The sequence below is a fragment of the Flagellimonas sp. 2504JD4-2 genome (genome assembly GCF_053642935.1).
This window is the reverse complement of record NZ_JBSIOV010000002.1, coordinates 990,809-1,004,217: the sequence shown is the minus strand read 5'-3', so window position 1 is coordinate 1,004,217 and position 13,409 is coordinate 990,809. Positions and strand designations below refer to the sequence as shown.

General features: G+C 41.4%; 8 protein-coding genes and 1 tRNA gene. 5 read left to right on the top strand and 4 right to left on the bottom strand.

Annotation, left to right across the window (positions count from 1 at the left end):
• Nucleotides 1-4: 4 nt before the first annotated feature.
• Nucleotides 5-346: a DUF4907 domain-containing protein gene (locus ACULLH_RS11165; RefSeq protein ID WP_454088815.1), complete on the bottom strand. Its 342-nt coding sequence runs from the start codon at nt 344-346 to the stop codon at nt 5-7.
• Nucleotides 347-434: 88 nt separating this feature from the next.
• Entirely contained in the window at nt 435-1,433 is a 999-nt protein-coding gene (locus ACULLH_RS11160; RefSeq protein ID WP_454088814.1) for a Kelch repeat-containing protein, read from the bottom strand.
• A gap of 225 nt (nt 1,434-1,658) precedes the next feature.
• On the opposite strand from ACULLH_RS11160, the gene ACULLH_RS11155 reads away from it, so the two are divergent.
• The 5 genes from ACULLH_RS11155 to ACULLH_RS11135 all read left to right on the top strand — a co-directional run bounded on the left by ACULLH_RS11155 (nt 1,659) and on the right by ACULLH_RS11135 (nt 9,546).
• Nucleotides 1,659-2,990 carry a DUF4270 family protein gene (locus tag ACULLH_RS11155; RefSeq protein ID WP_454088813.1) on the top strand — a complete coding sequence of 444 codons (1,332 nt, stop codon included), beginning with the start codon at nt 1,659-1,661 and terminating at the stop codon, nt 2,988-2,990.
• Nucleotides 2,983-4,224, top strand: coding sequence for an OmpP1/FadL family transporter (locus tag ACULLH_RS11150; protein ID WP_454088812.1), 1,242 nt, complete (start codon nt 2,983-2,985; stop codon nt 4,222-4,224). The genes ACULLH_RS11155 and ACULLH_RS11150 overlap by 8 nt, the downstream gene beginning before the upstream one ends.
• A 131-nt stretch (nt 4,225-4,355) precedes the next feature.
• Nucleotides 4,356-4,430: transfer RNA gene (locus ACULLH_RS11145), tRNA-Val, on the top strand.
• A gap of 143 nt (nt 4,431-4,573) precedes the next feature.
• Nucleotides 4,574-8,839 (top strand): BspA family leucine-rich repeat surface protein, encoded by a 4,266-nt coding sequence (locus ACULLH_RS11140; protein WP_454088811.1) that lies wholly within the window; start codon nt 4,574-4,576, stop codon nt 8,837-8,839.
• Nucleotides 8,836-9,546 (top strand): hypothetical protein, encoded by a 711-nt coding sequence (locus ACULLH_RS11135; RefSeq protein WP_454088810.1) that lies wholly within the window; start codon nt 8,836-8,838, stop codon nt 9,544-9,546. The genes ACULLH_RS11140 and ACULLH_RS11135 overlap by 4 nt, the downstream gene beginning before the upstream one ends.
• Before the next feature lie 246 nt (nt 9,547-9,792).
• Here ACULLH_RS11135 and ACULLH_RS11130 read toward each other — a convergent pair whose 3' ends face one another.
• Nucleotides 9,793-11,793, bottom strand: a complete 2,001-nt coding sequence (locus ACULLH_RS11130) for a hypothetical protein (protein ID WP_454088809.1) — start codon at nt 11,791-11,793, stop codon at nt 9,793-9,795.
• Between the two features lie 216 nt (nt 11,794-12,009).
• Entirely contained in the window at nt 12,010-13,149 is a 1,140-nt protein-coding gene (locus ACULLH_RS11125) for a glycoside hydrolase family 5 protein (RefSeq protein ID WP_454088808.1), read from the bottom strand.
• Nucleotides 13,150-13,409: the final 260 nt, after the last annotated feature.

The window sequence follows — 13,409 nt, the reverse complement described above, 5'->3', positions numbered from 1 at the left end:
CGAGTTAGTGTTTCAAGGTAAGGATATTTAAGTTGGTGAGCTCCTCTACAGTAACCTCTGGACTTGAACGGTTTAGTAACTTATCTTTTACTAAGTCAGCAACTTTTTTGGCATCGTTTGGAGTTTTAAAAGCTACTTCTCCGTTTACAGCTGGAATATATTTTTGCTGCACCAGTAATTTTTCCCCTATCAAGATTTGATACCCGTATCCTTCTTCAACTTTAATGATTTTGGAGTGTATTTGAGAGTCACGGTTGGTTTTGTCGGTGAGCGTTGCTTTGGTCAAGACAAAACACATGTAAATAACAAGCCCTGCGATTACCGGGATTTTTAAAAATTTTGTCATGCTTTCTTGGGATGTTGTAATTGGGCCAGATGCCAAAATCCGGCCCAATTACGTTCAAAATCAACAAACCACTCATCATTATGAAAAACTAATCTTCTTCGTCGTATTCGGCAAAGGGAAAGAACTCGTCCAAATCATCCAAATAGAGACTCCCAGTACGTCCCAGTCCAACAAATGCTTTAGAGGCATTGGAGAAAGCGACGGCATCCTGTCTTGTAGAACCTTCAAAATTGGTTTTGGCCTCCCACGTGTCCATTGCAGGGTCATATTCCCAAACGGAAGTGGTAGCGCCATTAATTTCACCACATGCGATATAGCCGTATCCGTTGAGGGAAAAGCCTACAGCGCTACTTCTTTCAATGCTGTAATCATCCTCCTCATCCAAATCGGTCTTTTTGGTCCAACTTTCGGTGGAAGGGTCAAAAACCCAAAAATCATCCAGGTAAACTCCATTGGAAATGCCTGTGCCTAGGTATACCAACCCATCGATGGTAAAAGTTGTGGCTGATCTTCTTTTGTTCCCTCCGAAACCCTCCAGTTCAACCCATGTATCAGAAGATGGGTCATATTTCCAAAAATCCTTAAGATCGTTCTCTCCGTCGTAGCCCGTTCCAAAATAGCCATAGCCATTGGCTGAAAATGCCACAGCACTTCGTCTTTGAGTATCTGTCAGAGAGGCTATCTGTGTCCAAGAGTTGCTAGTGGGGTCGTATGCATAAAAATCGTTCAGTTCATCCACGCCATCATAACCTGTTCCTATAAATCCTTTTCCATCGATTTGAAACCCAACGGCAGCATTTCTTGGTGTCCCGGGAAAATCGGCTTTCTGGGACCAAAAATCACCTTCCATATCATAAGCCCAAAAGGAATTTAGGTAATCATCACCATCATACCCCACGCCCATATAGCCCAAGTCACCAATGGTAAACCCTGCGACTCCGCTTCTTGGGCTTCCATCGAAAACGGAGCGATTTATCCAGTTTCCAAGGTCCTCATCATCATCATCATCGGTGGAACAGCTGGTGTAAAACACCATTGAAACAACCATAAGTGGTATTAGTTTAGAATAATGTATTGCTTTTCTCATGCCAAACATTTTAATTTTTTATCAAAGGTAATTTTCCACTTTCCTGACCTATTAGAGAATATATAAAGCCCACTTTTTAACATATGAAACGGAAATATTTATCTACGAACGGGGAAAGTCGGTTTATAGGCAAATACATGGCTTTTGTCTTAAAAGAAAGAGGGTTGGTCTATCTGCATTTTTGGGCCTTGTGGCAGCATCTATTTTTACTGGAAATAGAGAAAAATGAAAAGATTATTACAATTGTTGGGAGTGCTGGGGTTGAGCTTAGCGTCTTGTGATGACGAAAACCTTAATGATTCTGATTTTCTGGCCGGTGCGGATTTCACCGATAGCAATATCAGGGTAGTTCTTATAGATACACTCACCGTAGAGACCTCTACAATGAAACTGGACAGTGTTGTAACCAGTCAATCATCTCGAATGCTAGTGGGGAAATATGAAGATCCTGTTTTTGGGACTGTAACTGCAGCAAGCCATATGGGTTTGATTCCATCTGGATATACCATTGACATTGAAGCGGAGTATGATAGCATAGCCCTTTATTTAAACTACGATGGCTATTACTATAATGACACCATCACAACCAATACTATTCAGGTAAAAAGATTGCTCAACACCTTGAGACCTTCAGAGGGGGATGCATTTTACAACACGACGACTGTGGACTATTTTGAGGATAACCTAGGGGTGTTTTCATATCGACCTAGACCCGTTGAAGCGGATACACTTGAATTGAGGTTGAACGATGAGTTCGGCAATGATCTTTTTAATCGCTTGCAAGAAAAGTCCATAACGAATATTGATGAATTCAAAGACTATTTTAAGGGAATGGCCCTTGTGCCGGGAACGGATGACAATGGGGCAATAATTGGATTTTCAAAAGAACCGGGAGCAGGTTTTTTACGATTGTACTTCAGCACTTCGGAAGAAACTGAACGAGTTCAGGATCATATTGATTTTATACCCAATCTTTCCGAAACCCCCGTCCCCTTCTTTAATCAAATCATTGCGGAAAATCCCATTGATCCACTCCAGACATTGACTGACAACGAGATTAGTTTGAGCAGTACAGCCGCCGAAGGGTTGACTTTTGTCCAATCAGGATTGGGTATTGCGACTCGATTACAATTTCCCTACATCAAAAACATATTTGATATAAGGGGTCAGGGAACCATTATGGGAGGGGTATTAAAAATTACGCCTGAAAGAGGAAGCTATAATGACCAATTGATGCTAAGGGATGAAGTGTCGGTTTATATTGCCGATAGGAACAATGAGATTACAAGTCAACTCATAATTGACGAAATTTTTACTGTTACGGGCATACTTAATCGGGACAATGAAGAATTTAATGATATCTACTACGAAGTACCGGTGGCGGGTTACCTGGAAAGTTTGTTGTTGACAGAATTGGAAACGGACGAGGCGCTTATACTGCTTCCCGAGGATTTTGACTCCACCATTGACCGTTTTGTTTTGAATGGAAGCGGTACTGCTGATTACAGTGTTGAACTTGAACTGATTTACGCAATTTATGATGAGGACAATGACTAAGTTTTTAATCTTATTGTGTGCCGTGACCTGCTGCAATCTGGCTTGGGCACAATCCGAAGGGTTGACCAGTTCTCCATATTCCCTGTATGGATTGGGAGCTATCAATCAGACGAGCATTGGAAAATTCAACAGTTTGGGATATTCCGGTATCGGACTGAGAACAGATACCGGAATCAATAATTTAAACCCTTCGACCTATGCCTTGATTCCGAAAAATTCTTTCTTCTACGATATAGGAGTGGTCGGGGAGTTTAACAGCTATGGAAACAGGGTGGATGACGAATCTAGAAATACACTTAATTTTTCCAATTTAGCCTTTGCTTTCAGAATTGAGGATAGACTTGGAGCGGGGATTACCTTGATTCCCTATAGCGATGTTGGTTATTCATTGCTGGGAATCCAATCAAATATTGAAGGGTCCAGTGAAATATTTGAAAGTAATGTAACAGGTTTGGGAGGATTGAATGATCTACGGTTCAATATAGGGTATGGACCCACAGAAAATGTAAGGTTGGGTTTAAGCGCGTCCTTTATGTTCGGAAATATAGAGGAAACCGAATCGCTCCAAATTGGAACCGGATATTTTGAACTAACGGAAACCACAAACTATAGTGGATTTCGATTGGGTTTTGGTGCTCAGTATGATTTGACGGACAAAATAACCATTGGAAGTACACTGCAATTGCCTGTTTCCCTAAGCGGGACCCTCAAGCGTTCCGTGTTCAAAACACTTGTTGAATCGGAAATAGTGGTTGAGGAAGATGAAGATGATAGTGTTGCCGATTTTAAGCTTCCATTGGAATTGGGATTTGGATTGGGGGTAAAAATTGGCAATTCCCTAACCTTGAGTGCGGATTACAAAAAGAATTTTTGGGACAACACCAATCAATCGGAAAAAATCGGGACGTACCGCGATCAGGATATTTATGCTTTGGGACTTGAATATGTAAAGAATCCAATGGGTCGCAAATATGGGGATAGAATTAGACTAAGGGCAGGGTTTAACTATGACAATGGATATTTGGCCATTAATGATAGGAAAATTGAAGCCTATAATTTTACATTCGGTGTTGGACTACCAACGGGAACTTTTTCCAACTCATATTTGAATGTGTCGTATAGTTACGGTTTAAAAGGGCAAATTGAGAACGTTTTGGTACAGGAGAACTACCATTTGATTACTGTTAATTTGAGCCTTGAAGACCTATGGTTTAGAAAGCGAAAAGTGAACTAGGGCATTGCGTAATTGGGTTGGGTATACTAGATTTAACCAGGGGCAAAATTTCTGGATGCTTTTTTGTTTTTTTCTTTTTGGTAAACAAAAAATGATGCTATATTTGCACTCCCATTTAGAAAAATGGAATGGGGCTCTTAGCTCAGTTGGTTCAGAGCACCTGCCTTACAAGCAGGGGGTCACTGGTTCGAATCCAGTAGGGCCCACAAACAAAACCTCAGCATTTGCTGAGGTTTTTTTGTTTAAGAATTTTCTATCCATATTTTATGGGAAAAAGTTGGCAAAATGTCGAGATTTTCTTTGAAAATTAGGGCATTCGTTGTAGGTTGCTAGGAATTGATCAACGCTTATGAAAAAAATCTACTTCTCGGCCCTATTGGGCTTTATTCATTTCTTTTTATCGGCTCAAACAGAATTTATCACCACTTGGAAAACTGATAATCCAGGAGTTTCAGCGGACAATCAAATTACAATTCCAACCTATCTGGGCGAAACCTACAACTATTCGGTTGATTGGGGGGATGGCTCTTCAGATAGTGGGGTGACAGGGGATATTACACATACGTATGCAACTCCGGGCACCTATCAGGTTGCAATAACCGGTGATTTTCCTAGGATATATTTCAACTTTGTAGGAGATAATGATAAGCTTTTGACTGTAGAACAATGGGGAAACATCGCATGGAGTTCAATGGAAGCTGCGTTTGCTGCTTGTCTTAATTTGAATGTTGTTGCTGCGGACTCACCAGATTTGACTAATGTCACCTCAATGAAAAGTATGTTTAATAGCTGTTCTTTTGTGCAAATAAATAGTTCAATTAATAGTTGGGACACTAGTGCTGTTACTGATATGTCATTTCTTTTTGCTTCAGCAACCAGTTTCAATGCCAATATTGATCAATGGGATACTTCCAATGTTACGGACATGAGCGGTATGTTTATTATGAATGATGTTTTTAACCAGCCCATAGGGGTATGGAACACATCAAACGTTCAGAATATGAACTCTATGTTTAACATGACTGGGAGCTTTAATCAAGATATTGGAGGTTGGGATGTCGCTAATGTGACAGATGCTACAGCTATGTTTAGAGATGCTCAAGCTTTTAATCAGGATATTGGTGATTGGAATGTAGGCCAAGTGAGATATATGGGAATTATGTTTGCAGGAGCTATATCTTTTAACCAAGATATTGGAAGTTGGGATGTCAGCCAAGTGACTGATATGTTTGCAATGTTTCAGCAAGCCTCTGCTTTCAATCAAGACATTGGAGGTTGGAATGTAGGTAAAGTAACAAACATGCTTGGAATGTTTGATGCTGCTACTTCCTTTAATCAACCAATAAATAATTGGGATGTAAGCAATGTGACCAATATGTTCGCAATGTTCGCAGATGCCACTTCATTTAATCAACCCCTGGATGATTGGGAGGTCTCATCAGTAACTGATATGACCAACCTATTTCTTAGAGCTACGAATTTCGACCAGAGTCTTGGCAATTGGGATGTGGGACGGGTAACAAGTATGGTTGACATGTTTAGGGATACTGAGCTATCGCAGGAGAACTACGACAATACATTGTTGGGTTGGGGCAATTTATCCTCGCTACAAAATAATGTTCAGTTTAACGCAGGAGTTAGTATCTATTGTAATGGAGAGGTTTCTCGGAAAAAACTTATAAACGAATATGCCTGGGTCATTTCCGATTCAGGTAAAAACTGTCCCTTTATTACTACTTGGAAAACTGATAATTCTGGAGTTTCTGAAAATAACCAAATTACCATTCCGACCTTTCCAACTGGGACATATAATTATACCGTGGATTGGGGAGATGGCAACTCGGATACCAATGTTACAGGAGCTATCACTCATAACTATGCTGCCCCAGGAACATACACTGTTTCAATAAGTGGGGATTTTCCTCATATCTATTTTGGTAATCAAGATCCAGATAATTTTCTGGGTGATGAAGAAAAACTGCTTGAAATCAACCAATGGGGGAGTATTTCTTGGGGTTCAATGTTCGGTGCCTTTGCTGGGTGCAAAAATTTGGACATTGTTGCCCAGGACATTCCGGATTTATCCAATTCATTTTCGCTAAGTATTATGTTCTTGAACTGTACCTCGATGGTTGGAAATAGCAGTTTCGGATTTTGGGACACTTCCACAATTACTCAGGCAAATAGTGTTTTTCGTAATGCAGAGACTTTTAATCAAGATATCGGAAGTTGGAATGTATCAAACGTGTTAAACATGGGGTCCATGTTTAGTGAAGCTAAAGCCTTTAATCAACATTTAAATAATTGGAATGTTGGCAATGTCACAGAAATGCATAGCTTGTTTGCCGGAGCTTCTAATTTTAATGGAAATTTAGCGGACTGGGATGTCTCAAATGTTACGGACATGACGGGAATGTTCAATCGAACACCTTTTAATCAAAATATTTCTTCTTGGAATGTTGGCCAAGTTGAATTTATGGATTTCATGTTTGCCAGCAATAATGAGTTTAATCAGGACATAAGCCAATGGGATGTCTCAAAGGTAACAGGTATGTCCTATATGTTTATTATGAACAGATCCTTCGATTACGATTTGGGAGGGTGGGATGTTTCGCAAGTAACAGATATGACCAGTATGTTTTCGCAAAGCACTGGGATGTCCCACGAAAATTACAATAACATGCTCATAGGCTGGAATGATTTACCATCATTGCAATCCAATGTGCGGTTTGATACTACGTATCATGAATACTGCGAAGCGGAGAACGCACGCCAAAATCTCATAGACACCTATGGATGGGTTATCAATGACAATGGAAGGAATTGTGTAGATGGTCAAAGGCCGTTTATTACTACTTGGAAAACTGATAATTTTGGAGATTCTGAAGACAACCAATTATTGATTTCGACGACACAATTCGGTATTTATAACTACACTGTGGATTGGGGCGATGGACAAACCGATATGGGAGTTAGGGGGGATGTTTTGCATACGTATGCCGAACCTGGTATATATCAGGTGAAAATTTCAGGGTATTTTCCCTCGACTGGCTTCCAGACTACCCTCAATCAATTGGATCGAGAAAAGCTTCTTACGATTGAGCAATGGGGAGATAATGTTTGGGAAAATCTAAATGGTGCGTTTAGGAACTGTATTAACATGGATGTAAGAGCCACAGATGCTCCGGATCTATCCAAAATTGAACAACTGGCAGGCACCTTTGAGCTATGTCACTCCCTTGTTGGTAATGATTCGTTCAATGATTGGGATGTGAGTAATGTTGATAGGTTTGATAACATGTTCAGGGTATGCTACAATTTTAATCAAGATATCTCCAACTGGGATATGACCAATGCGGAATTTATTAATGGGATGTTCAATTTTGCAACTTCTTTTAATCAGGATATTGGTAGTTGGAATGTTTCCAACGTCCTTTACATGAGTGACATGTTTAACAACGCCCATAGTTTTAATCAGGATATTTCGAACTGGAATGTTTCACAAGTAACCAATATGCATAGCATGTTTAGACTTGCGGGAAGTTATGACCAAGATATGGCAGGTTGGGATATGCGTAATGTAACGGATATGTCCGAAATGTTCTTCGAGGCAGGTATTTCAACCAAAAATTATGACTCAACACTTAAAGCATGGTCTGAATTACTTACCCTTCAAAACGGAGTAACCTTCGATGCCGGTAACAGCCAATTCTGTGAATCTGCTGATGCCCGACAACTTATTATTGACACCTTTGGCTGGACCATAACGGATGCCGGCGAACATCCATTATGTAATGAGGATAATGATGCCGATGGTGTGTTGGACCATATAGATAAATGTTTGGGAAGTCGACCTGAATTGGAGACTGATTCTGGCGGTTGTGATATTTTACCCCCTGATGCCATAAAAGTATTTGTGCTTACCCCCAGTTGCATTGGAAGTGTAGATGGGTCAATAGAAATAGTGATGGATTTTTCTGGTTATTTACTTGAAGTTTCAATTACCGGTGATGGATTTTCCAATCAATTTGATGATATAGCTTCTGAAACCGGTTTGGAAATTGACAACTTATCACCGGGAAGCTACCAGGTGACCATTTCAATCCCTGAGATCTTTTTTGAACAGACCTATGGGGTAACTGTCAATGAATTGGATTCTGTGACGGGTAAAAGAGGTGTTATCAACGCCAAGGAGGGTACTGTTTCGTATACCGTGGAAGGAAGCAAGACCTATAGCGTTTTGGTCAATGGAAAAACATTGGATTTCACCTTTGAAGATTCCGGCGAGCATGTGATTGCACTTTCTGACCTTAAAGGCCAATCAGAAATTATAATTTCAGGAGAAAATGATTGCCAAGGTAAAATTGAGGATAGCTTTTTTGTTGGCAAATCCATTCAAGTTTTCCCTACCCACACTTCCACAAATGTGAACTTTTTTATTGATAGCAATGATCTTAGCGTAAATGTTTTCAGTATGGATGGCCGATTGATCAAAGAAATAAATTATAGTCAGAAAGAAAAAAACTTGGATGTTTCATCCTTTGAGTCGGGCATATATTTGATTCAAATGAATGCCGACGGATATAAAGAAACCATAAAGATTGTCAGAAAATGAGAGAGCTAAAATCAACTATATTCAAGTTTACACTTCCCGTAATGTTTGTTATGTTGCTTGCCTGTGGCGGGGGCGGAGGAAATGAAGGGGAAGAACCACCTGAGGAACAGAAAACACCACCGGCAAAAGCGGTTGGAACATTACCTGCGAACGGTGAACCTTGCTCTGATTACGAAGAAGTGGCAAATGATGATACCAAAGTCTTGGTATCGTTTAAATGGAATGCCGCTCAATTAGCTCAAAACTATATTCTTGGGATTACAGAGGGCTCCACGGAAGTCTTTAGTAACTCCTTTAATGCTTTGGAAGCTAAGGTGGAGTTAGATAGAGGGAAGACTTACTCTTGGTCCCTGACATCCGTGAATAGTGATGGAGAAACTAGTGGTGATACTTATTCGTTCGCCACTCCAGGCATTCCTGAAGGCAATTATGCTCCCTACGCGGCAGAGATTGCGATCGAATTTGATACGCAAAACTCTGAAATAGCTATTTCTTGGATCGGAAGAGATGAAGATGGAGATGCGCTGACATACGATGTAACCGTATGGGAGAATGATGTAATTCTTGTTGAAGAAACTGATTATGACCAAACTTCGGTTAATCCTGTAGTTTATCAAAATGGAGTAGATTACTCCGTTGAAGTGGTTTCAAAGGATTCTTCCGGGAATTTTTCAATTTCAAGAGCCCAAGAAACTGCACCGAATTAAAATTTTCGCTGCAGTAAGGATTTAAGTCATCCTTGATAACTTACACAGGCAAAATTCAAACAACTCCTCTTAAATCTATTCGTCCTTATCAGGGTTCATTGATTTTCAGAACTTTTGGCCCGTAGTTAACTGACTGGGACTTCGATTTTTCTTCTTATGTAGAGGATTAGGAAATATTATCAAAATGAAATCGCCTAGGAAATATTTCCTAGACGACCTCATAGTAAACATGAATAAAACTGCTAGTTAATTGATATCATCAATATAGAAAGTACCTGAAGTAGTCCCCGCGCCATCAATGAACAGGGCCAGTTTGTCGTACAGTCCTGTAGGAACCATGGGTTCCCCAAAACCTTGGGTTCCATCTATATAGGTTTTTACCGCATTGTTGTAATCAAAGGAAAGCTCCTCCCAACCGCTTCCACTGTGGGTTACCGACACCTCAACGGAGCGTTCCCCGGTATTGTCGCCGTTCATATCCAGCCGAATAGATACAGCCACATCTGACCATAACTTTAGTCTGACCACTTTATTGTCACCGCTGAAGTCGGCCGCTGGGCTGAATTCATAGGTAAACCCTTCGTACTGGTTACCACCATTGGTAAGGGCACCTACTTTGGATGCCTCCGAGTTTGCACCTGAGAGATCGGGATTGTCCACTATTTCGTAAGAGGTTCCCCCAAAGGCTTCGAAGGCTTCCTCATTTTCAAAATCTATTGGGGCATCAAAATTGGATATTGCATCGGAATCGTTCCCGCTAGCATCAGCACAAAACCCTATGTCATCAATATAAAAGGTGCCTGCAGTGGTTCCTGCCCCGTCAATGAACAATGCTAGTTTGTCGTACTGTCCGGTAGGGACCAAAGGTTCGCCAAAACCTTGGGTTCCATCAATCCAGGTTTTCACCGCATTGTTGTAATCAAAGGAAAGCTCCTCCCAGCCACTTCCACTGTGGGTGACTGACACCTCAATGGAGCGTTCCCCTGTATTGTCGCCGTTCATGTCCAGCCGAATAGAGACTGCAACATCGGACCAGAATTTTAAGTTGACCACTTTGTTGTTCCCACTAAAATCTGCAGCTGGACTGAATTCATAGGTAAACCCTTCATATTGGTTGCCTCCATTGGTAAGGGCACCAACCTTGGATGCCTCAGAGTTTGCACCAGAGAGGTCGGGATTGTCCACTATTTCATAAGAAGTTCCCCCAAATGCTTCAAAGGCCTCTTCGCTTTCAAAATCAACCGGTGTTGCAAATGCTGCATCGCAGTCTGACACACTATCATCTTCGCAGAATCCTATGTCATCAATATAGAAAGTACCAGCAGTGGTTCCCGCACCATCAATGAATAGTGCTAGTTTATCGTACTGTCCGGTAGGGACCAAAGGTTCCCCAAAACCTTGGGTTCCATCAATCCACGTTTTCACCGCATTGTTGTAATCAAAGGAAAGTTCTTCCCAGCCACTTCCGCTGTGGGTGACGGACACCTCCACGGAGCGTTCTCCTGTGTTGTCACCGTTCATGTCCAACCTTATAGAGACTGCTACATCGGACCAGAACTTTAGTTTTACGACTTTGTCGTCTACACTGAAATCTGCCGCAGGGCTGAACACATAGGTAAATCCTTCATACTGATTGCCTCCGTTGGTTAGGGCGCCGACCTTGGACGCTACCGGATTTGCACCGGAGAGGTCTGGATTATCCACTATTTCGTAAGAGGTGCCCCCAAATGCTTCAAAAGCCTCTTCATTTTCAAAGTCGACGGAAATAGGGAAAGGACAAGAACTCTCAGGGATTTCCCCGGTATTTATATCTTCTGTAATCTCCGCAGTTTTATCATTAGGGCCGATAGCCGTAATTGTGGCCGTATAGTTGTCGAATGCAGGATACAAATGAGTAATGGATTCACCAGCTGCGATTGTTGTGGCCACTTCGTTTTCAGTATCACCAAATTTAATTTCAAAAGACGTGGCATTATCTGCTTGGGGCGTAAAGGTAACCTCTGCAATATTGTTTTCGGAAACACTTATTCCCGATTCAAAATTGATAAGCGCTGTAAGTTCAACAAAAATATCGTACTGCTCTTGGGTTTCTTTTCCATTTGGCGCTATATATGTGATGGTGACGGTGTAATTTCCTTCTTCTGAATAAGTATTGGTTGTTGAACCATTTATTCCGACGGTTACGGTAGCTCCACCATTTCCAAAGTCCACAATATACTTGAAGGCACCTTCCGCGGACGGGCTCACGGTAACAATACCGCTGTTGTCGGTGGCTATTTCAATTTGCCCGTCTGCTACTAATTTCTGGAGCAGGGCCTTCTTGAAGAACAGCGGTTAATTCCTCCTCTGTACACGAGGCAAAAAGTAAAATCGCGCTAAAGAAATAAATAATCTTTTTATAAATGTTTGTTTTCATATAAAGTAGGTATTGTTAAGAATCAAGTTAGTTATACTGTGTTATGTTCAATTAGTTGCTTCAATGATGGTATCAGCTATTTCTCCAAATGGCCACGTTAGCGTCCGCCGGTTGAAAATGGCCAATCCATCTCTGGAAACGCCAATGTTGCCATTGTCCCACCAAATAGTGGCAAAACCCCTTTCTGCAGCAGCTTCGGCATAGTAAGCGGCATGGGCCAAGCGATCTTCCAAGTTGTTTTGGTTTCCGGAACTCCATTCCCCCAAGATTACCGCTTTGCCATTGTCCGCGAATTTTTCTTTTATCCTGTCCATTTCAGCGTCTAACAGGAATTTGTCACTATCCGTTCCCCACGTGCTATCCGTCCCTCCCAAGGTGAACGGAAAGGGGAAGTAGGAATGAATTGAAATTATCGTTCTTTCGTCATCATTGGGAACAACCAGGGCATCCATGGCCTGTTGTATAGCGCTGGCTGCATAAGTGGAAATCATGATTTGTCTTAAACTATTGTTGCCGCCCGTGGCTCTGATGGCATCGAGGCTTGCTTTATGGTATTGGTTTACCATGTCCCTTCCTTCTGCCGTTCCTCCCGTCCACTCCTCAGGGGAGTTTTCATATCTGGGCTCGTTCAGTGTTTCAAAAATGACATAGTCACTGTAGTTCTTAAATCTATTGGCAATCTGCGTCCATAGTTTGGATAGTCTATCCTTAACCTCGTCTCCTTTTTCGTAAGTCGGGATGATCCAGGGGTCATCATGGTGGACGTTTACAATGACATACATATTATTCGCTCTGCCATAATTGACCACTTCTTCAACACGATCTAGCCAGCTTTCTTCTACAATATAATCGGGCGCGGGACCCTGGTGGTAATGCCATGTAACGGGCACTCTAAGGGTATTGAACCCTCGGCGGGAAACCTCGTCTATCATTGCCTTTGTTGTAACGGGATTGCCCCAAAACGTTTCATCAGGCCCCTCTGCATCCAAACTATTACCCAAATTCCAACCCGCTTTCATTTCTGAAACGATATCGAAAGAGGAAAGATTCCTCATGGTGCCGTCATCAAATTCATTGGACTCGTCCTGTATGATCTCATCTTGGGGAACGGTTGTAATATTTACGGATTCCGAACCACATGAGAGGACAAGGATCAATATAAATTGTAATTGTAAGAGACGGTTCATGCAATTGTGATATTTCGACTTTTCAAATTTAGCCGGGGCAATTGCTCAATACATATCACGGATGATGTAAAACTGAAAAATATGTAGCATCCATTTGTGCTATGTCACTAAAAATGGGTTGATTTGGCCAAAAATGGAATTATTGCATTTGGAAGTGCAACATGAGGTTTGAAGTGCAATTTTTGACATTCTGAAACCAATCATGGTAGCTGGTGATTTAATTAAACAGGTAGTCAATAAGCAATCAAAAATGATGGGAA